39 protein-coding genes and 1 pseudogene are annotated in these 24,130 nt (G+C 42.4%); 34 read left to right on the top strand and 6 right to left on the bottom strand.

What is annotated here, in order from left to right; all coding sequences use genetic code 11:
• The 30 genes and pseudogenes from VGD82_RS12270 to rplQ form a co-directional block, all read left to right on the top strand.
• Nucleotides 1–141, top strand: a pseudogene (locus VGD82_RS12270) (elongation factor Tu); the annotation flags it as partial.
• 65 nt (nucleotides 142–206) lie between these two features.
• Entirely contained in the window at nucleotides 207–515 is a 309-nt protein-coding gene (gene rpsJ / locus VGD82_RS12275) for a 30S ribosomal protein S10 (protein ID WP_015831295.1), read from the top strand.
• 118 nt (nucleotides 516–633) lie between these two features.
• Entirely contained in the window at nucleotides 634–1,284 is a 651-nt protein-coding gene (rplC, locus tag VGD82_RS12280) for a 50S ribosomal protein L3 (RefSeq protein ID WP_015831296.1), read from the top strand.
• Nucleotides 1,284–1,910 carry a 50S ribosomal protein L4 gene (rplD, locus tag VGD82_RS12285; RefSeq protein WP_135277999.1) on the top strand — a complete coding sequence of 209 codons (627 nt, stop codon included), beginning with the start codon at nucleotides 1,284–1,286 and terminating at the stop codon, nucleotides 1,908–1,910. The genes rplC and rplD overlap by 1 nt, the downstream gene beginning before the upstream one ends.
• Nucleotides 1,907–2,221, top strand: coding sequence for a 50S ribosomal protein L23 (rplW, locus tag VGD82_RS12290; RefSeq protein WP_019899752.1), 315 nt, complete (start codon nucleotides 1,907–1,909; stop codon nucleotides 2,219–2,221). Before rplD ends, rplW begins: the two co-directional genes overlap by 4 nt.
• A gap of 11 nt (nucleotides 2,222–2,232) precedes the next feature.
• The gene (rplB, locus tag VGD82_RS12295; protein WP_015831299.1) at nucleotides 2,233–3,066 is read left to right on the top strand and encodes a 50S ribosomal protein L2; all 834 of its coding nucleotides are present in this window, start codon (nucleotides 2,233–2,235) and stop codon (nucleotides 3,064–3,066) included.
• Nucleotides 3,067–3,070: 4 nt separating this feature from the next.
• Nucleotides 3,071–3,346, top strand: a complete 276-nt coding sequence (gene rpsS / locus VGD82_RS12300; RefSeq protein WP_015831300.1) for a 30S ribosomal protein S19 — start codon at nucleotides 3,071–3,073, stop codon at nucleotides 3,344–3,346.
• 10 nt (nucleotides 3,347–3,356) lie between these two features.
• On the top strand, nucleotides 3,357–3,686 hold the full coding sequence (rplV, locus tag VGD82_RS12305; RefSeq protein ID WP_013147044.1) for a 50S ribosomal protein L22: 330 nt from the start codon (nucleotides 3,357–3,359) through the stop codon (nucleotides 3,684–3,686).
• Between the two features lie 9 nt (nucleotides 3,687–3,695).
• Nucleotides 3,696–4,418 (top strand): 30S ribosomal protein S3, encoded by a 723-nt coding sequence (gene rpsC, locus VGD82_RS12310; protein WP_015831301.1) that lies wholly within the window; start codon nucleotides 3,696–3,698, stop codon nucleotides 4,416–4,418.
• Nucleotides 4,402–4,818: a 50S ribosomal protein L16 gene (rplP, locus tag VGD82_RS12315; RefSeq protein ID WP_019899750.1), complete on the top strand. Its 417-nt coding sequence runs from the start codon at nucleotides 4,402–4,404 to the stop codon at nucleotides 4,816–4,818. Before rpsC ends, rplP begins: the two co-directional genes overlap by 17 nt.
• 16 nt (nucleotides 4,819–4,834) lie before the next feature.
• On the top strand, nucleotides 4,835–5,029 hold the full coding sequence (gene rpmC, locus VGD82_RS12320; RefSeq protein WP_135277997.1) for a 50S ribosomal protein L29: 195 nt from the start codon (nucleotides 4,835–4,837) through the stop codon (nucleotides 5,027–5,029).
• A gap of 1 nt (nucleotide 5,030) precedes the next feature.
• Complete coding sequence (gene rpsQ / locus VGD82_RS12325; protein WP_135277995.1) at nucleotides 5,031–5,276, top strand: 30S ribosomal protein S17; 246 nt, start codon at nucleotides 5,031–5,033, stop codon at nucleotides 5,274–5,276.
• A 200-nt stretch (nucleotides 5,277–5,476) separates the two neighbouring features.
• Entirely contained in the window at nucleotides 5,477–5,845 is a 369-nt protein-coding gene (rplN, locus tag VGD82_RS12330) for a 50S ribosomal protein L14 (RefSeq protein ID WP_015831305.1), read from the top strand.
• A gap of 8 nt (nucleotides 5,846–5,853) precedes the next feature.
• Entirely contained in the window at nucleotides 5,854–6,171 is a 318-nt protein-coding gene (gene rplX, locus VGD82_RS12335) for a 50S ribosomal protein L24 (RefSeq protein ID WP_019899747.1), read from the top strand.
• An 8-nt stretch (nucleotides 6,172–6,179) separates the two neighbouring features.
• Complete coding sequence (rplE, locus tag VGD82_RS12340) at nucleotides 6,180–6,719, top strand: 50S ribosomal protein L5 (protein WP_015831307.1); 540 nt, start codon at nucleotides 6,180–6,182, stop codon at nucleotides 6,717–6,719.
• A gap of 3 nt (nucleotides 6,720–6,722) precedes the next feature.
• Nucleotides 6,723–7,028 (top strand): 30S ribosomal protein S14, encoded by a 306-nt coding sequence (rpsN, locus tag VGD82_RS12345; RefSeq protein WP_015831308.1) that lies wholly within the window; start codon nucleotides 6,723–6,725, stop codon nucleotides 7,026–7,028.
• Nucleotides 7,029–7,043: 15 nt separating this feature from the next.
• Nucleotides 7,044–7,439 carry a 30S ribosomal protein S8 gene (rpsH, locus tag VGD82_RS12350; protein WP_019899743.1) on the top strand — a complete coding sequence of 132 codons (396 nt, stop codon included), beginning with the start codon at nucleotides 7,044–7,046 and terminating at the stop codon, nucleotides 7,437–7,439.
• 10 nt (nucleotides 7,440–7,449) lie between these two features.
• Nucleotides 7,450–7,983, top strand: coding sequence for a 50S ribosomal protein L6 (gene rplF / locus VGD82_RS12355; RefSeq protein ID WP_331020657.1), 534 nt, complete (start codon nucleotides 7,450–7,452; stop codon nucleotides 7,981–7,983).
• Between the two features lie 10 nt (nucleotides 7,984–7,993).
• Entirely contained in the window at nucleotides 7,994–8,347 is a 354-nt protein-coding gene (gene rplR, locus VGD82_RS12360) for a 50S ribosomal protein L18 (protein ID WP_015831311.1), read from the top strand.
• Between the two features lie 27 nt (nucleotides 8,348–8,374).
• Nucleotides 8,375–8,887, top strand: a complete 513-nt coding sequence (gene rpsE, locus VGD82_RS12365; RefSeq protein ID WP_015831312.1) for a 30S ribosomal protein S5 — start codon at nucleotides 8,375–8,377, stop codon at nucleotides 8,885–8,887.
• 2 nt (nucleotides 8,888–8,889) lie between these two features.
• Nucleotides 8,890–9,087 carry a 50S ribosomal protein L30 gene (rpmD, locus tag VGD82_RS12370; protein ID WP_019899741.1) on the top strand — a complete coding sequence of 66 codons (198 nt, stop codon included), beginning with the start codon at nucleotides 8,890–8,892 and terminating at the stop codon, nucleotides 9,085–9,087.
• Entirely contained in the window at nucleotides 9,087–9,527 is a 441-nt protein-coding gene (gene rplO, locus VGD82_RS12375) for a 50S ribosomal protein L15 (RefSeq protein ID WP_135277989.1), read from the top strand. Before rpmD ends, rplO begins: the two co-directional genes overlap by 1 nt.
• A 47-nt stretch (nucleotides 9,528–9,574) precedes the next feature.
• Nucleotides 9,575–10,861 (top strand): preprotein translocase subunit SecY, encoded by a 1,287-nt coding sequence (gene secY / locus VGD82_RS12380; protein ID WP_414684502.1) that lies wholly within the window; start codon nucleotides 9,575–9,577, stop codon nucleotides 10,859–10,861.
• A gap of 7 nt (nucleotides 10,862–10,868) precedes the next feature.
• Nucleotides 10,869–11,087, top strand: coding sequence for a translation initiation factor IF-1 (infA, locus tag VGD82_RS12385; protein ID WP_015831316.1), 219 nt, complete (start codon nucleotides 10,869–10,871; stop codon nucleotides 11,085–11,087).
• Between the two features lie 46 nt (nucleotides 11,088–11,133).
• Complete coding sequence (gene rpmJ, locus VGD82_RS12390) at nucleotides 11,134–11,247, top strand: 50S ribosomal protein L36 (RefSeq protein ID WP_013147060.1); 114 nt, start codon at nucleotides 11,134–11,136, stop codon at nucleotides 11,245–11,247.
• A 174-nt stretch (nucleotides 11,248–11,421) separates the two neighbouring features.
• Nucleotides 11,422–11,784: a 30S ribosomal protein S13 gene (gene rpsM, locus VGD82_RS12395; protein WP_135277985.1), complete on the top strand. Its 363-nt coding sequence runs from the start codon at nucleotides 11,422–11,424 to the stop codon at nucleotides 11,782–11,784.
• 99 nt (nucleotides 11,785–11,883) lie between these two features.
• Nucleotides 11,884–12,273, top strand: a complete 390-nt coding sequence (gene rpsK, locus VGD82_RS12400; protein WP_013147062.1) for a 30S ribosomal protein S11 — start codon at nucleotides 11,884–11,886, stop codon at nucleotides 12,271–12,273.
• Nucleotides 12,274–12,299: 26 nt separating this feature from the next.
• On the top strand, nucleotides 12,300–12,929 hold the full coding sequence (gene rpsD, locus VGD82_RS12405; RefSeq protein WP_135277983.1) for a 30S ribosomal protein S4: 630 nt from the start codon (nucleotides 12,300–12,302) through the stop codon (nucleotides 12,927–12,929).
• Nucleotides 12,930–13,030: 101 nt separating this feature from the next.
• Nucleotides 13,031–14,017: a DNA-directed RNA polymerase subunit alpha gene (locus VGD82_RS12410; RefSeq protein ID WP_135277981.1), complete on the top strand. Its 987-nt coding sequence runs from the start codon at nucleotides 13,031–13,033 to the stop codon at nucleotides 14,015–14,017.
• A gap of 42 nt (nucleotides 14,018–14,059) precedes the next feature.
• Nucleotides 14,060–14,449 carry a 50S ribosomal protein L17 gene (gene rplQ, locus VGD82_RS12415; protein WP_015831320.1) on the top strand — a complete coding sequence of 130 codons (390 nt, stop codon included), beginning with the start codon at nucleotides 14,060–14,062 and terminating at the stop codon, nucleotides 14,447–14,449.
• 87 nt (nucleotides 14,450–14,536) lie between these two features.
• Here rplQ and VGD82_RS12420 read toward each other — a convergent pair whose 3' ends face one another.
• Nucleotides 14,537–14,791, bottom strand: coding sequence for a glutaredoxin family protein (locus VGD82_RS12420; protein ID WP_331020658.1), 255 nt, complete (start codon nucleotides 14,789–14,791; stop codon nucleotides 14,537–14,539).
• A gap of 142 nt (nucleotides 14,792–14,933) precedes the next feature.
• Between VGD82_RS12420 and mgtE the strand changes: the two genes are divergently transcribed.
• Nucleotides 14,934–16,370, top strand: coding sequence for a magnesium transporter (mgtE, locus tag VGD82_RS12425; protein ID WP_331020659.1), 1,437 nt, complete (start codon nucleotides 14,934–14,936; stop codon nucleotides 16,368–16,370).
• A 31-nt stretch (nucleotides 16,371–16,401) separates the two neighbouring features.
• Nucleotides 16,402–17,664 carry a mechanosensitive ion channel family protein gene (locus VGD82_RS12430; RefSeq protein WP_331020660.1) on the top strand — a complete coding sequence of 421 codons (1,263 nt, stop codon included), beginning with the start codon at nucleotides 16,402–16,404 and terminating at the stop codon, nucleotides 17,662–17,664.
• 126 nt (nucleotides 17,665–17,790) lie between these two features.
• Here the strand turns inward: VGD82_RS12430 and rpmG are convergent, their stop codons facing one another.
• From rpmG to coaBC, 5 genes are all read right to left on the bottom strand, one after another.
• Nucleotides 17,791–17,946, bottom strand: a complete 156-nt coding sequence (gene rpmG, locus VGD82_RS12435) for a 50S ribosomal protein L33 (RefSeq protein ID WP_015831324.1) — start codon at nucleotides 17,944–17,946, stop codon at nucleotides 17,791–17,793.
• A 36-nt stretch (nucleotides 17,947–17,982) separates the two neighbouring features.
• Nucleotides 17,983–18,219, bottom strand: coding sequence for a 50S ribosomal protein L28 (gene rpmB, locus VGD82_RS12440; protein ID WP_015831325.1), 237 nt, complete (start codon nucleotides 18,217–18,219; stop codon nucleotides 17,983–17,985).
• 113 nt (nucleotides 18,220–18,332) lie between these two features.
• Nucleotides 18,333–18,785, bottom strand: coding sequence for a dUTP diphosphatase (gene dut, locus VGD82_RS12445; protein WP_331020661.1), 453 nt, complete (start codon nucleotides 18,783–18,785; stop codon nucleotides 18,333–18,335).
• A gap of 114 nt (nucleotides 18,786–18,899) precedes the next feature.
• A complete protein-coding gene (locus VGD82_RS12450) occupies nucleotides 18,900–21,059 on the bottom strand; it encodes a TonB-dependent receptor (protein ID WP_331020662.1) in 2,160 nt (719 codons plus the stop codon).
• Between the two features lie 180 nt (nucleotides 21,060–21,239).
• On the bottom strand, nucleotides 21,240–22,415 hold the full coding sequence (coaBC, locus tag VGD82_RS12455; protein WP_331020663.1) for a bifunctional phosphopantothenoylcysteine decarboxylase/phosphopantothenate--cysteine ligase CoaBC: 1,176 nt from the start codon (nucleotides 22,413–22,415) through the stop codon (nucleotides 21,240–21,242).
• 142 nt (nucleotides 22,416–22,557) lie between these two features.
• Here coaBC and VGD82_RS12460 point away from each other — a divergent pair, with 142 nt between their 5' ends.
• Both VGD82_RS12460 and radC read left to right on the top strand, forming a co-directional pair.
• A complete protein-coding gene (locus VGD82_RS12460) occupies nucleotides 22,558–23,322 on the top strand; it encodes a hypothetical protein (RefSeq protein WP_331020664.1) in 765 nt (254 codons plus the stop codon).
• A gap of 101 nt (nucleotides 23,323–23,423) precedes the next feature.
• Nucleotides 23,424–24,098, top strand: coding sequence for a RadC family protein (gene radC, locus VGD82_RS12465; protein ID WP_331020665.1), 675 nt, complete (start codon nucleotides 23,424–23,426; stop codon nucleotides 24,096–24,098).
• The last annotated feature ends 32 nt before the right edge of the window (nucleotides 24,099–24,130 follow it).

Raw genomic sequence — 24,130 nt, forward strand, 5'->3', positions numbered from 1 at the left:
GAAATGGTAATGCCAGGCGACAACGTATCAATCACTGTTACATTGATTGCACCAATCGCGATGGAAGAAGGCTTACGCTTCGCTATCCGTGAAGGTGGCCGTACTGTTGGTGCTGGTGTTGTAGCTAAGATTATCGAGTAATTTTTGTAGTTAAATCAAACGGCAGGGTGAACCCTGCCGTTTCGCTCTTTTGAAAGGCAGTAAAAATGACAAACCAAAAAATCCGTATTCGTCTTAAAGCATTTGATTATCGTTTGATTGATCAATCAGCTCAAGAAATCGTAGAAACTGCCAAACGTACCGGCGCTGTTGTTAAAGGTCCAGTACCATTACCAACACGTATCGAGCGTTTTGATATTTTACGCTCACCACACGTAAACAAAACTTCACGTGACCAATTCGAAATTCGTACCCATCAACGTTTAATGGACATTGTGGATCCAACTGATAAAACAGTAGATGCATTAATGAAATTAGATTTGCCTGCTGGTGTGGATGTTGAAATTAAGTTGTAAAAAACTTAAGTAGTAAAATCTAGTTGTAAAAAAAACTGAGGTTCGGTATAATCCGGCCTCTTTCACAGAAGTCGGTCAATTGTAATCGACTTTTTAACTAAAATATAAGGAAACGATCATGAGCTTAGGGCTTATTGGTCGCAAAGTGGGTATGACCCGCGTGTTTACTGAGGATGGCGCAAGCGTTCCGGTAACCGTGTTGGAAGTTGTACCTAACCGCGTGACACAGATCAAGACGACCGCAAGCGATGGCTATACTGGCCTTCAAGTAGCTTACGGCACACGTCGTGCCAGCCGTATCAACAAAGCATTGACTGGGCATTATGCTAAGTCAGGTTCTGCTGCAGGTGCTGGTATTCATGAATTCTCAGTCGGTGACGACGTTTTAGCTAATTACACGCCTGGTGCAAATATCACTGTTGATATTTTCCAAGCGGGTCAAAAAGTTGACGTTACTGGCACATCTTTAGGTAAGGGCTTTGCTGGCGCGATTAAACGCCATCATTTTAGTTCTAACCGTGCTTCTCATGGTAACTCACGTTCACATAACGTACCTGGTTCTATCGGTATGGCGCAAGATCCTGGTCGCGTTTTCCCTGGTAAGCGTATGCCTGGTCATTTGGGTGCTGTTAAAGTAACTACACAGAACTTGGAAATCGTTCGTGTAGACGTTGAGCGTAACCTGTTGTTGATTAAAGGTGCGATCCCTGGCTCTAAAGGCGGCGACGTTGTTGTGCGTCCAGCCATTAAAGTGAAAGGGGTTAAATAATGGAACTTAAGCTAATAGATAAAAATGGTAAGCCAGCTAAAAAAGGCGTGACTGTATCTGAAGGTACATTTGGTCGCGAATTTAACGAAGCTTTGGTTCACCAAGTTGTAGTTGGTTACATGGCAAATGCTCGTACTGCTACACGTGCTCAAAAGGGCCGTGACACAGTTGCGCATACGACACATAAGCCTTACGCGCAAAAAGGTACAGGTAACGCTCGTTCAGGTATGAGCTCAAGCCCTATCTGGCGTGGAGGTGGTCGTGCATTCCCTAACTCACCTAATGAAAACTTTAGCCACAAAGTAAACCGTAAGGCTTACCGTGCTGGTATGCAAACAATCTTGTCAGAATTAGTTCGTCAAGACCGTTTAAGCGTAGTTGAAGAGTTCTCTGTTGATACGCCTAAAACCAAGGCATTGGCAGAAAAAATCAAAGGTATGGGTTATGCAGGTGGCGTGTTAGTGCTAACTGATAGCTTTAATGAAAACTTATATTTATCTTCACGTAACTTAACTAACGTAATGGTGGTTGAAGCTCAGTTTGCTGACCCTGTTAGTTTGGTTCGCTTCCCTAATGTAGTTGCTACTGAGGGTGCAGTGAAGAAGCTTGAGGAGATGTTAGCATGATGAGCGCTATTACTAAAACTCAAGATCGTTTGTTACAAGTAATTTTAGCTCCGCAAATTACTGAGAAAGCAACTTACATTGCTGACAAACATCAGCAAATCGCATTTAAAGTGCGTACTGATGCTACTAAACCAGAAATCAAAGCTGCAGTTGAGCTTGTTTTTAAAGTTGAAGTAGCTAGTGTTGCTGTTATTAATGTTGGCGGTAAAACTAAACGCGCTGGCAAAAATATGGGCAAGCGTAAAGACTGGAAAAAAGCTTATGTTAGCTTGAAACCAGGCCAAGAAATTAACTTCGCAGCGGGCGAATAAGGAGAGAAGAGATGGCATTAGTTAAAGTCAAACCAACCTCCCCGGGTCGTCGTGGCGTACTTAAGGTTGTAACACCAGACCTTTACAAAGGTAAACCACACGCACCGCTGTTGGAGAGTCAAAGTAAAAACGCAGGCCGTAATAACAACGGTCATATTACAACGCGTCATCAAGGTGGTGGTCATAAACAGCATTACCGTTTAATCGACTTCCGTCGTAATAAAGATGGCATTCCAGCGAAAGTGGAGCATATTGAGTATGATCCAAATCGTACAGCACACATTGCTTTGCTTTGTTATGCTGATGGTGAGCGTCGTTATATTATTGCACCACGTGGCATTGCTGCAGGTGCGCAATTAATCAGTGGTTCAGATGCACCTATTAAAGTAGGTAATGCAATGCCATTGCGTAACATTCCAGTTGGTAGCACGATCCATTGTATCGAGTTGCAACCTGGTAAAGGTGCTCAATTAGCGCGTTCAGCTGGTACTTCAGTACAGTTGTTGGCACGTGAGGGCAGTTACGCTCAATTACGTTTACGTTCAGGTGAAGTTCGCCGCGTACACGTGGATTGCAAAGCAACTTTAGGTGAAGTGGGTAATGAAGAGCATTCACTACGTTCAATTGGTAAAGCTGGTGCGATGCGCTGGCGTGGTGTTCGTCCAACCGTTCGCGGTGTGGTGATGAACCCGGTTGATCACCCTCACGGTGGTGGTGAAGGTAAAACAGCTGCTGGTATGAATCCAGTGAGCCCATGGGGTGTTAAAACTAAGGGTTACCGTACACGTAGCAGCAAACGTACGGATAATATGCGCGTTAGTCGTCGTCCAAGGAATGTAAGGTAATCATATGGCACGTTCACTCAAAAAAGGTCCATTTATTGATGGTCATTTGGCGAAAAAAGTAGAAGTTGCTGCGGCAACTCGCGATCGCAAACCAATTAAAACTTGGTCACGTCGTTCTACAATTTTCCCAGATTTTATCGGTCTTACTATTGCAATTCATAATGGTAAGCAACACATTCCAGTGTTGATTTCTGAAAACATGGTAGGTCACAAGCTTGGTGAGTTTGCGTTAACACGTACATTCAAAGGGCATGCAGCCGACAAGAAAGCTAAGAAGTAGGAGCTGAATTATGCAAGTATCTGCAATATTAAAAGGTGTGCATCTCTCTCCGCAAAAAGCTAGATTGGTGGCAGACCTTGTTCGTGGCAAGAAAGTAGATCACGCACTTAACATCTTGAACTTCACACCTAAAAAAGGTGCTGAGATCATCAAGAAAGTAGTTGAATCTGCAATCGCTAACGCTGAACATAACAATGGGGCTGATATCGACGAATTGAAAGTTACTTCAATTTATGTTGATAAAGGCATTGTGCTTAAACGTATTCGTCCACGCGCAAAAGGTCGTGCGGGTCGTATTACTAAACCAACCTGTCACATTCATGTGACTGTCGGTAACTAAGGGATAATCATGGGTCAGAAAATTAATCCAATTGGTTTCCGTCTGAGCGTTCAAAAGAACTGGGCCTCACGTTGGTATGCCAATAGTAAGAACTTCCCTGCGATGTTGCAAAGCGACATCAAAGTGCGTGAGTTTTTGAATAAGAAACTAGCAAGTGCTGCAGTTAGTCGTATTATGATTGAGCGCCCAGCTAAAAATGCAAAGATCACCATTTACAGTGCGCGCCCAGGCGTGGTTATTGGTAAAAAAGGTGAGGACATCGAGTCATTACGTTCTTCATTGCAAGGTTTGATGGGCGTTCCAGTTCATTTGAACATTGAAGAAGTGCGTAAGCCAGAGCTTGATGCTACTTTGATTGCACAATCAATTGCACAACAACTTGAAAAACGTGTGATGTTCCGTCGTGCTATGAAGCGTGCTATGCAAAATGCAATGCGCTTAGGTGCACAAGGTATCAAAATCATGAGTTCAGGTCGTTTGAATGGTATCGAAATCGCACGTACTGAATGGTACCGTGAAGGTCGTGTGCCATTACATACATTACGTGCTGACATTGATTACGGTGTAGCTGAAGCTTCAACAACATACGGCATCATTGGTATCAAAGTTTGGGTATTCAAAGGTGAAATTTTTGCAGGTAATGCTCAAGCTGCGCAAGCTGCTGTAGCACCGGCTGCAGAACCTGAAAAAAGAGTAAGAAAGGCGAGGGCTAAAGATGCTACAACCGTCTAGACAAAAATACCGTAAGATGCAAAAAGGCCGTAACAAAGGCATTGCAACTACGGGTAATAAAGTAAGTTTTGGTGATTTTGGTTTAAAAGCGATTGGCCGTGGCCGTTTGACAGCTCGTCAAATTGAAGCAGCACGTCGAGTAATGACTCGTCACATTAAACGTGGTGGTCGTGTATGGATTCGTATTTTCCCAGACCAACCAATTTCTAAAAAACCTGCAGAAGTACGTATGGGTAACGGTAAAGGTAGTACTGAGTACTACGTAGCTCAAATCCAACCAGGTAAAATGTTATACGAGATGGACGGTGTTAGCGAAGAGCTAGCGCGTGAAGCGTTCCGTTTGGCTGCTGCTAAGCTACCAATCGAGACGACATTCATGACACGCCAACTTGGTAGTTAAGGACAAGGAAGCTAATATGAAAGCAACCGATTTAAGAGCAAAAAGCGTTGAAGAGCTAAATGCAGAGTTGATTGAATTGCGTCGTGCGCAATTTTCACTACGTATGCAATTAGCTACTCAGCAATTAAATAAAGTAGATCAGCTAGGTAAAGTACGCAAAGATGTAGCGCGTGTTAAGACTGTGTTAGCTGAGAAAGCAAAGCAGGCATAATATGACCGATACAACAAAAGTAGTGCGTAGTCTTACTGGCCGTGTTGTCAGCGACAAGATGGACAAAACTGTTACTGTTTTAGTTGAGCGTAAAGTTAAACACCCTTTGATTGGTAAAGTGGTTCGTCAGTCTAAGAAATTTCACGCACATGATGAAACAAACAGTTGTAAAGAAGGTGATGTGGTGACTATCGTTGAAAGTCGTCCATTATCAAAAACTAAAACTTGGGTTGTTAAACAGGCCTAAGTTTGATAATTACGCAATTACCGTTAAAAGTAATTGCGTAATTGTTTTAAGCTGTATATAATGTTTTGTTTTTCGGCGAGCGACTTCTTGTAAGTCACAAAGCTCTCGCCCCAATACTGACCGTGGTCTGTCGGCCTACATAGTTTTTAACTATAAATGGCCGGTGTTGGTTTTTACGGATTAAGTTGGAGATTACTCTCATGATTCAAATGCAATCTCGGCTAGAAGTTGCCGACAACACTGGTGCGCGCTCTGTGCAATGCATCAAGGTGTTAGGTGGTTCTAAACGTCGTTACGCTGGTATTGGCGATATCATTAAGGTGAGCATTAAAGATGCTGCGCCTCGTGGTCGCGTTAAAAAAGGCGAAGTGTACAGTGCGGTTGTTGTGCGTACTGCTAAAGGTGTTCGTCGTCCAGACGGCTCTTTGGTTAAGTTCGACGGTAATGCAGCTGTGTTGTTAAATAACAAGCTCGAACCGATTGGCACACGTATTTTTGGGCCAGTGACTCGTGAATTACGTTCAGAAAAATTCATGAAAATCGTTTCATTAGCGCCAGAAGTTTTGTAGGAGCTCACATGAATAAAATTCGCAAGGGTGATCAAGTCATCCTGAATACAGGTAAAGATAAAGGCAAGCAAGGTACAGTGTTAAGTATTCTTGATTCAGGTCATGTTGTTGTAGAGGGTCTTAACCTAGTTAAGAAACATGCAAAACCTAACCCGATGAAGGGTATCGCTGGTGGCATTATTGCTAAAGAGATGCCAGTTGACATCTCAAACGTTGCTTTATTTAACAGTGCGACACAAAAAGGTGATCGCGTAGGCTTTAAGACATTAGAAGATGGTCGCAAAATTCGCGTATTCAAATCTAATGGCGAAGCAGTTGACGCATAGGAAGAATAATGGCGCGTTTAAAACAATACTATAAAGACTCAGTTGTTAAGTCATTGACTGAGCAATTTGGTTACACTTCTGTGATGCAGGTGCCTCGCATCGAAAAAATCACACTTAATATGGGTGTTGGTGAGGCTGTTGCTGATAAGAAGGTGATGGAGCATGCTGTTGGTGATATGGAGAAAATTGCTGGTCAAAAAGCAATCGTAACCAAAGCTAAGAAATCAGTTGCTTCATTTAAGATTCGTGATGATTATCCTGTTGGATGTAAAGTTACTTTGCGCCGTGAGCGCATGTACGAGTTTTTGGATCGCTTAGTAACAGTGGCTATTCCTCGTATCCGTGACTTCCGTGGTATTTCTGCTAAATCTTTTGATGGCCGTGGAAACTATAACATGGGCGTTAAAGAGCAGATAATTTTCCCTGAAATTGAATATGATAAAATCGATGCAATTCGTGGGATGAATATCACTATTACTACTACTGCGAAAACTGATGAAGAAGCAAAAGCATTACTTGCTGCATTCAGTTTCCCTTTCAGAGGTTAAGATATGGCTAAAACCTGTATGACAGAGCGCGAAATCAAACGCCGCGCAACTGTAAGTAAATTTGCTGCAAAACGTGCGGCACTTGAAGCTGCAATGAACGATGTAAATGCTACTGCTGAAAGCCGTTTTGAAGCGCGTATGAAATTCCAAGCGCTTCCACGTAACTCAAGCCCAGTGCGTCTTCGTAACCGTTGTGCTTTAACTGGTCGCCCACGTGGTGTGTTTAGTAAGTTTGGTATTGCACGTAGCAAATTGCGTGATTTAATGATGAGTGGCCAAGTGCCAGGCGTCACCAAAGCTAGCTGGTAATAGGGGAATAGATCTATGAGTATGAGTGATCCAATTGCCGATATGTTGACGCGTATTCGTAATGCGCAGATGGTCAATAAAGCGGTTGTAACTATGCCTTCTTCTAATGTTAAGTCAGCTATCGCTAGCGTTCTTAAAGATGAAGGCTATATCGAAGACTTTGCTGTGCAAACAGAAGGTAATAAAGCAACGTTAAACATTAGTCTTAAATATTACGCAGGTCGTCCAGTAATTGAACGTATCCAGCGTATCAGTAAGCCTGGTTTACGTGTGTACAAAGGAAGCCAAGAGATTCCTAAAGTGATGAATGGCCTTGGTGTGACAATTATGTCTACATCTAAGGGTGTAATGACAGATCGTAAAGCTCAAGCTGCCGGTATCGGTGGTGAAGTGCTGTGCGTAGTGGCTTAAGGAGAAGCAAATGTCACGTGTTGCTAAAAATCCAGTAGCTATTCCTGCTAAAGTTGAAGTTGTACTTAGCGCTGATGCAATTAATGTTAGTGGTCCATTAGGTAAATTGACACAGTCTTTGACTGGTGCAGTTTTGCTAAAACGCGAAGGTGAAACTATCACTTTCGAAGCGGCTAACGACGCTCAGCATTCTCAAGCAATGTCAGGTACTTTACGTGCCTTAGTTGCTAACATGGTTAAAGGTGTTTCAGAAGGCTTTACTCGTAAATTAACGCTAGTTGGCGTTGGTTACAAAGCTGCTGCACAAGGCGCTATGTTGAATTTGGAATTAGGCTATTCACATCCGATCAACCACAAAATGCCAGAAGGCGTTACTGTTGCTACACCTACACCAACTGAAGTTGTGTTAACTGGTGTTGATAAACAGGTTATTGGTCAAGTTGCGGCACAGATTCGCGCTTACCGTGCTCCAGAGCCTTATAAAGGTAAAGGTGTTCGTTATGCGGATGAAGTTGTTGTAATTAAAGAAACCAAAAAGAAATAAGGCTTAAAAAATGAACAACGTAAATAATCGCTTGCGTCGTGCACGTAAAACCCGTGCCAAAATTGCAGAGCTAAAAGTTACTCGTTTGAGTGTGCACCGTACTAATACGCACATTTATGCGCAAATTATTGCCGGTACTGGTGATAAAGTGATCGTTAGCGCTTCTACAGTAGAAGCTGAAGTTCGCAAAAACATCAAAAATGGTGGCAACGTTGAAGCTGCCACAGCAATTGGTAAATTAATTGCTGAAAAAGCGATCAAGGCTGGTGTAACTACTGTTGCTTTTGATCGTTCTGGTTACAAATATCATGGTCGTATTAAAGCGTTGGCTGATGCCGCACGTGAAAACGGCTTGTCCTTCTAATTGGTCTGACTGCTAAAGAGGTTAATGATGGCAAAAGAAATTGAACAGCAACAGCAGCAGACTGATGGTTTGCGCGAAAAAATGATTGCAGTTAATCGTGTAAGTAAAACGGTTAAAGGTGGTCGTATTATGAGTTTTGCTGCACTTACAGTAGTAGGTGATGGCGACGGTGCTGTAGGCATGGGTAAAGGTAAGGCGCGTGAAGTTCCAGTTGCAGTACAAAAAGCAATGGATGAAGCACGTCGTGGTATGTTAAAAATCAATTTAACAAACGGTACTTTGCATCATGCAGTTACAGGTGTTCACGGTGCTGCTAAAGTGTTTATTCAACCAGCTTCTGAAGGTACTGGTATTATCGCCGGTGGTGCAATGCGCGCTATTTTCGAAGTAATGGGTGTGACTAACGTTGTAGCAAAATGTATTGGTTCAACCAATCCTTACAACTTAGTTCGCGCTACATTGAACGGTTTAGAGTCAATGAATACACCAGCGGAAATCGCTGCTAAACGCGGTAAATCAGTTGAAGAAATTAGAGGCTAATTATGGCTAAAGCAAAAAAAGATGCATCAGGCATTAAAGTAACTCTTGTTAAAAGTGTTATTGGTCGTATTGAGGCGCATAAAGCTACCGTTAGAGGTTTAGGTTTACGCCGCATGCACCATACAGTTGAATTACAAGATACTCCGGCAATTCGCGGTATGATCAATACCGTTGGCTATCTATTAAAGGTAGAGGGATAATGCAATTAAATACGATTAAGCCTGCAGAAGGCTCGAAAAAAGAACGTCGCCGTGTTGGTCGTGGTATTGGTTCTGGTTTAGGTAAAACAGCTGGTCGTGGTCATAAAGGTCAAAAATCACGTACTGGTGGTTTTCATAAAGTTGGCTTTGAAGGCGGTCAAATGCCTATTCAACGTCGTCTACCAAAACGTGGCTTTAAATCATTAACTAAAGCGAATACAGCGCACGTTCGTACTAGCGAACTTGCTTTGATTCCTAATGAAGTGATTGACTTGTTGGCTTTGAAAGCAGCAAATATCGTTTCTGGTACAGTAACTAACGCTAAGATCTTTTTGTCTGGTGATGTAACTGCTAAGTACAATATCCAAGGTTTGCTATTAACTAAAGGCGCTCGCGCTGCAGTTGAAGCAGCTGGCGGTAAAGTTTTAGAAGCTGCTTAAGAGTATATATCTTGGCACAAGAAGGCATTTTAAAAACAGCGGCAAAAATGGGCGAACTTAAAAGTCGCCTATTGTTTGTCTTAGGTGCGTTAATTGTTTACCGCTTAGGTGCTCATATTCCAGTTCCAGGGATTAATCCTGATGAACTGGCTAAATTATTTGCTTCACAAAGCGGCGGTATCTTGGGCATGTTTAACATGTTTTCAGGTGGTGCTTTGTCTAGATTCACTGTGTTTGCCTTGGGTATCATGCCGTACATTTCTGCATCTATTATTATGCAGTTGATGACGGCTGTGTCACCAAGACTAGAGCAGTTGAAAAAAGAGGGTGAAGCAGGTCGTAGAGCAATCACCAAATATACACGATACGGTACTGTAGTGCTGGCAATGTTCCAAGCGCTTGGTATTGCGATTATGTTAGAAGGTCAGCCTAATTTAGTATTTGATCCAGGCATGGCATTTAGACTGACAGCTGTGATTACTTTAGTATCAGGCACGATGTTCTTGATGTGGCTAGGTGAGCAAATTACAGAGCGTGGTATTGGTAATGGTATTTCTATCATTATTTTTGCCGGTATAGTTGCTGGTTTGCCACATGCGATTGGTTCTACTGCTGAAATGGTAAATACTGGTGCGTTTAGTATTCCACTAGCATTCTTCTTGCTGGTAGCAACAGTGCTAGTAACTGCATTGGTAGTGTTCGTTGAGCGCGGCCAAAGAAAGATTACAGTTAACTACGCTAAGCGCCAGGTAGGTAATAAAGTGTATGGTGGACAAACTACGCACTTGCCTATGAAGTTGAATATGGCTGGTGTTATTCCTCCAATTTTTGCTTCTAGTATCATTCTGTTCCCAGCTACTTTAGCGGGTTGGTTTGGTAGTAGTGAAAGCACATTCTGGTTGAAAGACGTTGCTGCTGCATTGTCACCAGGACAGCCGATTTATATCCTGTTATTTGCTGCTGCAATTTTCTTCTTTTGCTTCTTTTATACAGCATTGCAGTTTAATCCTAAGGATACAGCTGATAACTTGAAGAAAAGTGGTGCTTTTGTTCCAGGAATTAGACCAGGTGATCAGACAGCAAAATATATTGATCGTATTATGGGTCGTTTGACTTTAGTTGGTGCTGCTTATATTACGTTGGTATGTTTGTTACCTGAATTTTTGATTTTAAAATTTAATACGCCTTTCTACTTTGGCGGCACTTCTTTGTTGATTATTGTCGTTGTTACTATGGACTTTATGACACAGGTGCAGTCTCATTTGATGTCTCATCAATACGAGGGATTGCTTAGAAAAGCTAATTTTAAAGGTAACGCACCTAGCGTTAAGTAATTGCAAGATGGCTAAGGAAGATAGAATTGAAATGCAAGGTGAGATTTTAGAAAATCTCCCCAATGCTACTTTCAGAGTTAAGTTAGAAAATGGTCATGTTGTTTTAGGCTATATTTCAGGAAAAATGCGTATGCACTATATTCGTATTTTGCCTGGTGATAAAGTCACCGTTGAGATGACGCCTTATGATTTATCCCGTGCGCGAATTACGTTCCGTGCAAAATAAATAATAAGCGTTGTAAGCATACAGTTTAGTTGTATTGGAGTGAAATATGAGAGTTCGTGCATCAGTAAAGGCTTTATGCCGTAATTGTAAAGTTGTCCGTCGTCGTGGCGTTGTGCGTATTATCTGCACAGATCCACGTCATAAACAACGTCAAGGTTAATTGATTAAGTTCAATTAATCCAAATTAATAAAGGCTTAGGCTGCATATTAATTTAAGTTGGTCAATAATTTGATTGATCAGAAGATTAGCTATTTGATAAAAAATGGTTTTCCTGTTAAAATCATCGGCTTTTTTAAAGCAAGTGAATCAGTAAGGCCTAATTTGGAGTAAAGTATGGCGCGTATTGCAGGGGTAAATATCCCGAATAACAAACACACTGAAATTGCTTTAACAGCAATTTACGGTATTGGACGTAACACTGCACAAAAGATCTGCGTTGCTGCTGGTGTTTTAGCAACTGCAAAAATTAAAGATCTGAATGATGCAGATGTTGAAAAGTTACGTGATGAAGTAGCGAAGTTTAAAGTTGAAGGTGACTTACGTCGCGAAGTTTCAATGAACATTAAACGTTTGATGGATTTAGGATGCTACAGAGGCGTTCGCCATCGTCGTGGATTGCCGGTTCGTGGTCAGCGCACTAAAACAAATGCGCGTACTCGTAAGGGCCCAGTTAAGGCAATTAAGCAGTCTAAGTAATCCCTAGGCGGTAAAGCGCTTTTCACTTAAGCGCTTTAGTATGCTAAACGATTAAAAGTTTACAATTTAAGTTAGATTTATTGGTAAGGAAAATGCAACATGGCAAAAGCTAATGTACGCGTAAGAAAAAAAGTTAAAAAGAATATTGCAGAGGGTATCGCCCACGTGCATGCTTCTTTTAACAATACCATCATCACCATTACAGACCGTCAAGGCAATGCTTTGTCATGGGCTACTTCTGGTGGTCAAGGTTTTAAAGGTTCACGTAAAAGTACCCCTTTTGCAGCACAGGTTGCAGCTGAAGTTGCTGGTAAATCGGCGCAAGAGAACGGTGTAAAGAATTTAGAAGTGCGTATTAAAGGCCCAGGTCCAGGTCGTGAATCTGCTGTGCGCGCACTTAATGCAGCTGGTTTTAAAATTACCAGCATTACTGATGTGACGCCAGTTCCGCATAACGGTTGCCGTCCACCTAAAAAACGTCGCATCTAAGCGAAAAAGATTACTGGAGAACTATCTTGGCTAGAAATTTAGATCCTAAATGCCGTCAGTGCCGTCGCGAAGGCGAGAAGTTGTTTTTAAAAGCTGAAAAATGCTTTACTGATAAATGTGCAATTGAAAAACGTAACTTCCCACCTGGTCAACACGGTCAACGTCGTAACCAACGTTTATCTGACTACGGTGTTCAGTTGCGTGAAAAACAAAAAGTTCGTCGTATTTACGGCGTTCTAGAAGCTCAATTCCGTAGCTACTACGCTGAAGCTGATCGCCAAAAAGGCATTACAGGTGAGAACTTGTTACAGCTGTTAGAGTGTCGTTTAGATAACGTTACTTACAGAATGGGTCTAGGTGGTTCACGTACTGAAGCACGTCAAATCGTTCGTCATAACAGCATTTTAGTAAATGGCAAGCGCGTTAACATCCCTTCATACCAAGTTAAAGCTGGTGACGTTATCAGTGTAGCTGAAGCATCAAAAACGCAATTGCGTATCAAAGGTGCATTAGAAGCTGCTGAGCAACGTGGTTTCCCAGAGTGGTTAGAAGTAGATGTGAAAGCTTTGAAAGGTACTTTTAAAGCTAAACCACAACGCGATGAGTTGCCACCAACAATCAATGAATCATTGGTAGTTGAGCTTTACTCTAAGTAATTAAGTTCTGATTAGATTAATTAGTTAGCCCTGGGGTTAACTAATTAATCACTCGTTGTTCATAGCAGTGACGAGCATATTAAAAAATTAAAGGTATAACTATGCAAAACAGTCCTACCGAGTATTTGAAGCCTCGCGTTGTTGATGTTGAGGTGTTATCTCCATTACGCGCACGTGTTACTTTAGAGCCAATGGAGCGTGGTTTTGGTTACACGCTTGGTAATGCATTACGTCGCGTTTTGCTTTCATCAATTCCTGGCTTCGCTATTACTGAAGTTAAAATTGATGGTGTAGTGCATGAGTACTCTACTTTAGATGGCGTTCAAGAAGATGTTGTTGATATCTTGCTTAACCTTAAAGGTGTAGCTCTAAAGTTAAACTCAAAATCAGAGACTATTCTGAAATTGAATAAATCTGTTGAAGGTGTTGTTACTGCAGCTGATTTTGAAACAGGTCACGATGCTGAAATCGTTAACCCTGATCACGTGATTGCTCACTTAACTAAAGGTGGCAAACTGAATTTGGAAGTTAAAGTTGAAATCGGTCGCGGTTATCAACCTGTTCCAGTGCGTCAAAAATCTAATGATGATGACCGTGTGTTAGGTTTCATTATGGTTGATGCATCATTTAGTCCTATCAATAAAGTAAGCTACTATGTTGATAGCGCTCGTGTTGAGCAACGTACTGACTTAGATAAGTTGGTAATGGATGTGGAAACAAATGGCGTAATTGAGCCAGAACAAGCAATTCGTGATGCTGCTCGTATCTTAATGGGTCAGTTGTCTGTATTTGCTGATTTAGAAGGCGCACCTAGTGAAGTTGAAGTTAAATCAGCTCCACAAGTTGATCCTGTGTTATTACGCCCAGTTGATGATTTAGAGTTAACTGTACGTTCAGCTAACTGCCTAAAAGCAGAAAATATATTTTACATCGGTGATTTGATTCAACGTACAGAGAATGAGTTGTTAAAAGCTCCTAATCTTGGCCGTAAATCATTGAATGAAATTAAAGATGTTTTGGCTACTCGTGGCCTGACATTGGGTATGAAATTAGAAAACTGGCCACCGGTTGGTTTGGAAAAAGCTTAATACAAGCTGATATTGAAGATATAGAAAACTTAAGGAATTACTATGCGTCACGGTAATAGCAATCGTAAATTAAATCGTACAAGCAGTCATCGTGCTGCAATGTTCCGTAACATGACAACATCTTTGTTGCGTCATGAAATCATCAAAACTACTTTGCCTAAGGCAAAAGAGTTGCGTAAGTTTGCAGAGCCGTTAATTACGCTTAGTAAAACTGCAACTTTGGCAAATCGCCGCCTTGCTTTCGATCGTTTACGCGATCGTGACATCGTAGGTAAATTGTTTGCTGAGTTGGGCCCACGTTATAACACACGTAATGGTGGTTACTTACGTATCCTAAAATGTGGTTTCCGTAATGGTGATAACGCACCTATGGCACTTGTTGAGTTGGTTGATCGTCCAGATCCTTCAACGGAAGCAGTAGTGACTGAGTAGGTAGTTTCAGTTGTTATAAATACTAAAAAACCAGCAACGTTGCTGGTTTTTTAGTTTTAAGCGTACGCATTTGATGTTGTGAAACTTCTATTTTGGTATTGTGTCTGTTTTAACTAACGCTAATATCTCTTCTGCACCAAATGGCCATTTAATCTCAGAGCTTGTGCCAGTTATCTGGATTGCTGGAATGGTTGTGCCGTAAGCTTCTAGTAGTTGATTATTATCTGCAATTTCAATTGAACGCCAAGTAATGTCATGATTGTTTGCTATGCTAATTAGCATAGCTTCTGCCTCTTCGCATAGATGGCAATGTGATGTGGTGTAAAGCGTGAGCGCTATCATGATGCGTGTGGTTCCTGTGTTGAGGTTGATTTCAGCATTGCGCAGTAAGGACTAACGCAGATTTTTTGCTGAATGATTCTATTTTTAATTAAAAATAAATCATAATGGCGTAGTAACTAAAAGAAAATAGTATTGGGTCATTATGGCAGACATTCAGGAAACCAAAGAGAGTTTGAGCGAAAGCCTGCAACAGGTTATTTCGCTCCTTGAGAAGCATCGCTTAATAGAAAATATGGTGCATAACCAAGAGATGTCTAATCATGAACTGATTGAGTCTTTGGTCCATAAGCAAAACCTTAATGAACTCCAAAAGAAATTAGAACTATTACACCCTGCTGACGTTGCTTATATTCTTGAAGCTTTACCGCTAGAGCAGCGTTTAGATGTTTGGGAGTTGGTGAAAGCTGACCGTGACGGCGAAATCTTGCTTGAAGTGTCTGATGCGGTACGGCAGACCCTAATTGCAGACATGGACTCTGATGAGTTGCTAGCGGCCGCTGAGCAGCTTGATACTGATGAATTGGCTGACCTGGCGCCAGATTTGCCTAAAGACGTATTACAGGACCTGCTGGATAGCCTAGATGCGCAAAATCGTGCACGTTTGCAATCTGCACTGTCTTATTCTGATGATGCTGTTGGCTCAATCATGGACTTTGATATCGTCACGATTCGTGAGGATATTACCTTAGAGGTTGCTCTACGCTATATGCGTCGGCTAGGTGGCTTACCTGATCATACCGATAAACTATTTGTGGTAGATCGTGATGATGTGTTGCATGGTGTATTGCCGCTAAAGCGCTTGGTGGTAAGCGATTTGGATGCAAAAGTGGCTGACGTGATGTCTGAAGATGCTGTGATATTTCATCCGGAGGATATTGCCGATGATGCAGCAAAGGCGTTTGAACGTTATGACCTGGTGACTGCGCCTGTAGTGGATGAAAGTGGCAAATTAGTTGGGCGTGTGACTGTTGATGCGGTGATGGATTTGATTCGTGAAGAGGCTGAGAGCGATATGCTTTCTATGGCTGGTTTGCGTGAAGAGGAAGACTTCTTTGCTTCTGTATGGAAATCTGTGCAAAACAGGTGGGCTTGGCTAGCTATTAATTTAATTACTGCATTAATCGCGTCACGCGTGATTGGTCTATTTGAAGGTTCTATTGAAAAGATAGTTGCCTTAGCCGCGCTGATGCCTATTGTGGCTGGTGTGGGTGGAAATTCAGGCAATCAAACCACCACCATGATTGTACGTGGTTTAGCATTAGGTCAGGTAGCTTCACATAATATGAAATCACTCATTACCAAGGAGCTTGGCGTTGCTTTGTTAAATGGCTTGCTTTGGGGTGGTGTAATTGGAGCAGTAGCTTACGCGCTATATGGCAGTTACCCTTTAGGCTTGGTTATGATGTCGGCAATGACGCTTAACCTGCTATTAGCCGCGCTGATGGGGGTTGTTATCCCCTTAATGATGAATAAGATAGGCCGCGACCCTGCCGTGGGTTCCAGTGTGCTGATTACAGCGATGACAGACAGTGGCGGTTTCTTTATATTTTTAGGGTTGGCCACTATATTCTTGATATAGATTTTTGATTTAATTTCTAGGTTTAGCAAACATGAGTAATCGCATTGATTTCATATGGCAAGAAATATTAGCTGATATTGGAACGCCTGTTGCAGGCTGGCAAATTGGTGTAATTGTGATTGCTTGTGCTATTGCCTGGATGATCAATGGCGCCATACGTGCCTATGTTATGAGTCATGCGCCTGAGAGTTGGAAAATAGGTATAGGCACATTCAATCGTCTGCTGTTTCCGTTATCCACCCTTAGTATCGTTTTATTCTCAAAATGGGTACTGGGACACTGGCAGCATACGACCATGCTTCACCTTGCCAGTAATTTGCTTTTGGCGATGGCTGCGGTGCGCCTAGTGGTCTATGCCATGCGTTATATTATCGCCCCAGGTGGCGTGCTTAAAACGATAGAGCACACTCTTGCAACGATGATTTGGCTCGTGTTGGCATTACATTTAAGTGGCATCCTGCCTGAGATGCTGGAGACGCTAGAAGCCGTCAAATTCAAGATAGGCAAAAACCCTGTTAATTTATTACTTTTACTGCAGGGACTGCTCACCATATTGATTACAGTTTTTGTAGCAATGTGGCTAAGTCGCGTTATTGAAAATAAACTGATGCAGGTGGCGCAGCTCAATGCTAATACCCGTGTGATGTTGGCTAAAGTGGTGCGCATTTGCTTGCTGTTTATTGCCGTGTTGATGGGGCTTTCTGCTGTTGGCTTAGATTTAACTTTAATTTCCGTATTTGGTGGTGCATTAGGCGTGGGGTTGGGTTTTGGTTTGCAGCGTATTGCCAGTAATTATGTGAGTGGCTTTATTTTGCTGATGGATAAGTCTATAAGCATTGGTGATATTGTGACCATTGATGTGCATTACGGGATTATTAAAGATTTACGTACACGCTATTTGGTACTGAAAAAATTGGATGGTACCGAAGTTATCATTCCTAATGAAACCTTGATTATCAACCCTGTGATTAACCACTCTGGTATGGATAGAAATACCAGGGTGCAGGTGGCGGTACAGGTTGGCTATGAGAGTGATTTGGAGTTAGTCTTGCAGTTGTTAATTAAGGCAGCCGAGGATCATCCTAGGGTGCTGGTAACGCCGGCGCCAGGCTCTGTTGTCACAGGCTTTGCTGAGAGTGGAATAGATGTTCGCTTAACGGTATGGATTCATGATGCTGAAGAGGGCACTTCTAGCTTGCAGTCTGATCTTTTTATGGCGATTTGGCGCTTGTTTAAGGCGCATGATATATCTATCCCTTACCCACAGCGAGAAGTGCGTGTATTGGGCGGTTAGTAGTAGATTTTGGGTTTTGCTATGCTCATCTGCTGCTCACCGTATTTATTAAATACAACTCATTAAAGCATTAGGCAATAAAAAAAGCTCACGTATAGTGAGCTTTTTTATTGCTGAAATAACGAATTATTTCAATTTTGTTTCTTTGTACATAACGTGCTTACGTACAACTGGGTCAAATTTTTTGATTTCTAATTTGCCTGGCATTGTACGTTTGTTTTTTGTAGTGGTATAGAAATGACCTGTACCAGCACTTGACTCTAATTTGATTTTTTCGCGCATTTTACTTTCCTTTATTTGCTAAGTTAAGTTAGCAGCTTAAATCTTTTCGCCAGCAGCACGCATATCAGCTAAAACAGCATCAATACCGTTTTTGTCGATAGTGCGTAGCGCAGCGTTAGTAATACGCATGCTTACCCAGCGGTTTTCGCTCTCAACCCAGAATTTGCGGTTTTGCAAATTAGGTAAAAAACGACGTTTTGTTTTGTTTTGTGCGTGAGAAACATTGTTACCCACCATTGGCTTTTTGCCTGTTACCTGACATACACGTGCCATGGTTATCTCCAAGAACTCTATTTTTGAGAAAGAGCGTGATTATAGTACACATTCTTTATTTGTTTCAAGCTAAATATGTGTTTCTTTTCAGTAAATTCACATATTATTTTTTGTTAGTGTTTTCCGGTGCTACCAAAGCCACCTTCACCACGTTCTGAAGTATCAAAATCGTCTACTACATGGAACTCAGCCTGCATGACCGGTACGATGACCAATTGCGCGATTCGCTCCAACGGATTCAACTCAAACGCTGTATTACCACGATTCCAGCAGGATACCATTAGTTGCCCTTGATAGTCTGAGTCAATTAGCCCAACCAGGTTGCCCAGTACAATGCCATGCTTATGGCCGAGCCCAGAGCGCGGTAAAATAAGTGCGGCATAATAGGTGTTGTCGATATGAATCGCCATGCCTGTAGGGATCAGTGTAGTTTCCCCTGGATTTAAAGTGATAGGGGATTCAATACAGGCGCGTAAATCCAGGCCTGCAGAGCCTGGCGTTGCGTAGGTAGGGAACTGGCTACGTAAACGATCGTCTAGAATTTTTAGATCAATGAGTATGGACATAATGTTTGTATTTTTATAGTGGTTGGCTCAGGTTTGTATTAAACACTAAATATGGTTAATAAAAAAGCCAGCATAATTAATATGGTTGCTGGCTTGAGTTGTTTGGTTACGTCTCTAGAATTTATACTGAGCGCTTAGGCCTAACAGATAGTTTCTACCTGCTGCAGGTTCAAAGAAGCGTAGGTTAGAATCATTCACACGCACTGAACCTATATAATTTTTGTCACTTAGATTTTCCACGCGTACGTATTCAGTTAAACGCCAATTCGCTAGGTTTTGCTCAAACCCAGCTCTTATATTGAATATTGTATAAGCGTGAGCTGAGTCGGTGTTAATGTCGTTCACATAGGCTTTGCTATTGTGTCTTGCTTCCAGCGCAGTTTTGAAGCCTAGTGGTGCGTATCTCCATGCCAGTTCACCATAAATTTGACTACGATAAGTACCGGGGATTTTATTGCCTGATTGAATCATGGTTGGTGTACCTGAAGATGGTATGTAGGTGAAGTCTGAGTCAAACTTTGCATTTAAGAGTGAGTAGGAAAGGTACGTTGATATATTGTTATCGTATTGAGAGTCAATAGATAGTTCTGCGCCTGTACGCTTGGTTTTGTCTGCATTGCCAAAAACGCTTCTATTAAAGCTGTTTGTTTCTTTAGTGACAATTTCGTTCTTAGTGTCTATTTTAAATACATTAAAGTTTAGTTGATGATTATCAGCAATTACTGACTTTAACCCCAGTTCATAGTTAGTGCTTTCGCTTGGTTTAAGTGTTAAGTTAGGTGCGCCGTTATTAACTGAGTTGTATGCTGCTTCAATAAAAGTTGGTGTTTCAAACCCTTTGCCATAATTGGCATATAGGTTTATTGTTGGGGTTACCTTCCAAATGGCGCCGATTACTGGCGTGGTTTTTTGGTACTCAACAGAGCCACTGTTATTACCATTATTTGCTGTGCCAGATAAGAAGTGATCTTTTACTTCTAGTTCTACTTTGGTGTGTCTGGCGCCGGCATGAATATCCAGATTGTCACTTAGTGATATTTTTCCTTGGATATATTGGTCAAAATTGGTCGAGATATTATCTTCATCACGGTTTAGTGCTGAGTTGGCATTGTTCGCAATAATTGGTCTTTTAATGCCTTTGTCCGTATTGATATCTAACCTTACGTCATTCATCTTGCCATAAGTGAGCCCCATAGAAAGACTGTATTGAAGATTAAATAGGCTGCCTTTGTTATCCCATCTTAAATCCGCGCCCCAGAAGTCGCGTGAGATTGAGCTTGCCCTGCCTGCGTTGCTGGACACATTAGTTGATAGATATTGCAGGTTTTCACGATTACCAGCGTATGTCATCAAATTGATTTTATTGTTTGTGTTTAATGCATGCTCAATATTAAAACCTACTTGAGTGTGATTTCTGCTTACCTTTGTATTTGCATTGTAAGCACTATTTGGAGCTGCTTTGGGGTTCACAAAGGCAGACGGGTCATTAGCAGTCGCAACTCTAGGTAGTCCTAATGGATCTTCTGCCTCTTGCTCAAACCAGTTTAGAAGTGCATTAATTTTAGTATCTTCGCTAACGTTGATTTTGAATTTTGCGGTAGCTTGTTGTTTATTGCTGGCACTATGGTCGCGATAGCCGTTGGTCTCAAAGTTCGAAACATTAACAAGGTATTCAATGTTTTCTGCTGTGCCTGCCGCATCCAAAATCTGGCGTTTAGTATCATAGCTACCAAACATGACAGTCGCACCTACTTCAGGTGTTTTGGGTGCATCTTTCGTCAGCATTTGGATCACGCCACCAGAGGAGTTGCCGTATAGCGCAGAGAATGGGCCGCGCATCACTTCTACGCTTTTGACTGCTGATAAATCTACTACACCGGGCTGGCCTTGGCCATCTGGCATGGTGAGTGGAATGCCATCTACATAAACGCGTACGCCGCGCACACCAAAGCTGGAACGGGAGCCAAAGCCTCGGCTGGATATTTGCGGGTCCTGTGCCGATTGTGTTCTGTTTTGTGCAGTAATGCCTGGAACGCGAATTAGGCTTTCGGAAAGCGTCATTTGTAGTTGGCCGTTTTGGATGTCTTTGCTTTCTACTACATCAATCGCTACCGGTAGGTCGAAGCTATTTTGCTCTACGCGTGTTGCAGTAACAACTACTGGTGCGGTGACGATTTTTTCAGTTGTTTCTGCTTGCGCTTGTTGCGCGATGCCAAAGGTGCTGAGCACGGCAAGCGTGAGCGCGCTGTATTGAAATGTGGTGGTGTATGACATATGTTGCCTTAGAGATTTTTTGATTTGTTAGTAATGAGTTGCTGCGATTCTAGTGTTTAAAGCACATCAAGGAATCAGGATTTTCATGAGTTGCCAGATGCTCTTAGCTATGTTTGATTTATATCAAACATAGCGGTGGGTTAGGGTTGATTAATCTTAGTTTTATTAGGATGGTGTAATTTAGAGCATGGTTGCCACATGCACTAATATCGATCTGGCAACTTGAATTTTAGCAGCAGTCTCAAGTGGGTGTGTGCCATCTTTATCTAGCAATAATACTTTGTTGTTGTCGCTGCCCATGGCGTCGCTAGTAAGGTTGGCTACAATAAGCGGTAGTTTTTTCTTTAGGCGCTTTGCTTCTGCATACGCCAGCAAATTTTCAGTTTCTGCCGCAAAGCCTACACAAAATGGCGGGCTGGGCAGGCTTGCCACCTCTGCGATGATGTCCTTGTTACGTGTTAGTTCTAACGATAGTGACTGTTCACTTTTTTTGATTTTCTGTTGCTGTGCGTGGGTTGGGCTGTAATCTGCAACGGCGGCGACACCAATGAAAATGTCTTGGCTGGCAATGTTTTGCATCACGCTTTGGTACATTAATGATGCCGATGTAGCCGTGATGTTGCGCACACCATTCGGCCGTGTGAGTGCGGTTGCGCCGCTTACCAGTGTGACCTCTGCACCCATTTCATAAGCGGCTTGTGCAATAGCGTAGCCCATTTTGCCTGAGCTTAAGTTGGTAATGGCGCGTACTGGGTCTATCATTTCTAAAGTGGCGCCTGCCGTAATCAGTATTTTTTTACCTTTGAGCAGCTTTGGTTGAAAGTGCGCGACTATTAAATCTAGTAAATCTTCTGCTTCTAGCATGCGGCCTAAGCCAATTTCACCACATGCCTGCTCGCCGCTGCCGGGGCCGAGGATGCTGATACCGTCTTGCATCAATTGTGTGATGTTGCGCTGAGTGGCAGGGTTCTCCCACATTTGTTTGTTCATGGCTGGGGCAACCAGTAAATCACAGTCTCTGGCTAAACATAGAGTGGACAGCAAATCGTCCGCACGACCATGCGTGAGTTTAGCCATGAAGTCTGCACTCGCCGGGGCAATCACAATTGCGTCAGCGGCGCGGCTTAGTTCAATGTGCGGCATGCCGTTAGTGATGGATGCATCCCACATGTCAGTAAATACCGGTTTACCAGAAAGTGCCTGCATTGTGACTGGTGTAATAAATTGGCAGGCAGACTGTGTCATCACAACCTGTACTTCAATATTATTTTTTACCAATAGGCGTACAAGCTCGGCAGCTTTATAAGCGGCGATCCCACCTGTGATTCCCAATACGATAGATTTTTTATTTTGCATAATGCTGGTCATTCATGTAAGTCATTCATTCTAATACGAACATTGTTTTGTATAAAATATTCTTTACGCTTAATCTAAACTAAAGAAAATGTTTTATAGTGGATGTAACAAAAATCAATAATACTCATGCGGCTAATACACAATGTGGCGTAAATTCAGAATCATTATTCTGTTGTTAATTTTAGCAACAGCATTGCAAGAGCTGTGGCTGGATAAAGCGGATTTGGCTTGGAAGCATAATCTTTATGTTGCAGTGTATCCAATTAACGCAGATGGTAGGGAGGAAGTTAGTGCTTACTTGCGAACCTTGAGCCGTGAAGATTTTGAGCCTATGGCAGAATATTTTGCAGAAGAGGCAGAGTCTTATAAGTTAGGTTTACGGCGCCCGATAGAGGTGCAGCTAGGCGCAGTTGTGAATGAGCTGCCGCCAGAGCCACCTAGAAACGGTAGCATATTAAGTACCATGCTATGGAGCTTAAAGTTCAGATGGTTTGCCTGGCAAAATAGCCCTAAGGTAAATATTAAGCCAGATATCCGCTTGTATTTGTTGTATCACGACCCTAACACTACCTCAATGTTGGGTCACTCTACCGCGCTCAATAAAGGGCGCATCGGGCGTGTGAATTTGTTTGCTAGCGCGGCATATGCCAAAAAGAACTTGGTAGTCACAGCCCATGAGTTGTTGCATACCTTGAATGCGACAGATAAATACGATTTACATAATAACTTGCCTATTTATCCTGATGGTTATGCTGAGCCACATAAGATGCCGCTATATCCGCAGAATTTTGCTGAGCTAATGGGTGGGCGTGTGCCACAAAGTACAGCCGAAGCTGATATTCCTAAAAGTTTGAGGCACACATTGATAGGTGAGCAAACTGCACGTGAAATTGGCTGGCTTGAATAGGCTTTATTAGCAATGTGCCAGGCGACCATGCTGATTGAAGCTAAGTGCATAACTGAGGTTGGGCTGTAGCGCCAGTGTGGAAATATTGAAAGGGGTATGGAGTGGCAATTACTGATTGGCCTGCAAACGAGCGTCCAAGGGAGAAGTTAATCGAGCTAGGTGCGGAAGCGTTATCAGACGCTGAATTGCTGGCAATTTTCTTGCGTGTAGGTGTGGTTGGCAAGAGTGCGGTGGATCTAGCGCGTGATTTACTGAGTCAGTTTGGTAGCCTGAACGGTATATTTGCGGCAAGTGAGCAGGCTCTAAGCCAAGTGCATGGTATTGGCAGCAGTAAGTATGTGCAGTTACAGGCGATTTTTGAAATGAGTCGCCGCGCATTGAATGAACAATTGCAGCAGCGCGATGTTTTTCAATCACCGCAACAGGTACGTGATTATTTGGTGCTTAAATTGGGTGCGCTGACACGTGAAGTATTTATGGTGCTGTTTTTAGATACGCAAAATCGCCTGCATGCAGCAGAGGAGCTATTTAGCGGTACCCTGACCCAAACTAGCGTTTATCCTAGAGAAGTGGTCAAACGCGCGATTCATCACAATGCTGCCAGTGTTATTTTGGCGCATAATCATCCTTCAGGTGCCGTGCAGCAAAGTGCGGCGGACGAGCTATTAACGCAGCAATTGAAGCAAGCCTTAGCTTTGGTAGATGTGCGCGTGTTAGATCATTTTATTGTGGCTGGCAATCAAACGCTGTCATTTGCTGAGCGTGGTTTGCTGTAAATAAAATCTAAAAATTAGTAAATGGAAATGTT

This window comes from Methylotenera sp. (assembly GCF_036401095.1).
Classification (GTDB): Bacteria; Pseudomonadota; Gammaproteobacteria; order Burkholderiales; family Methylophilaceae; genus Methylotenera.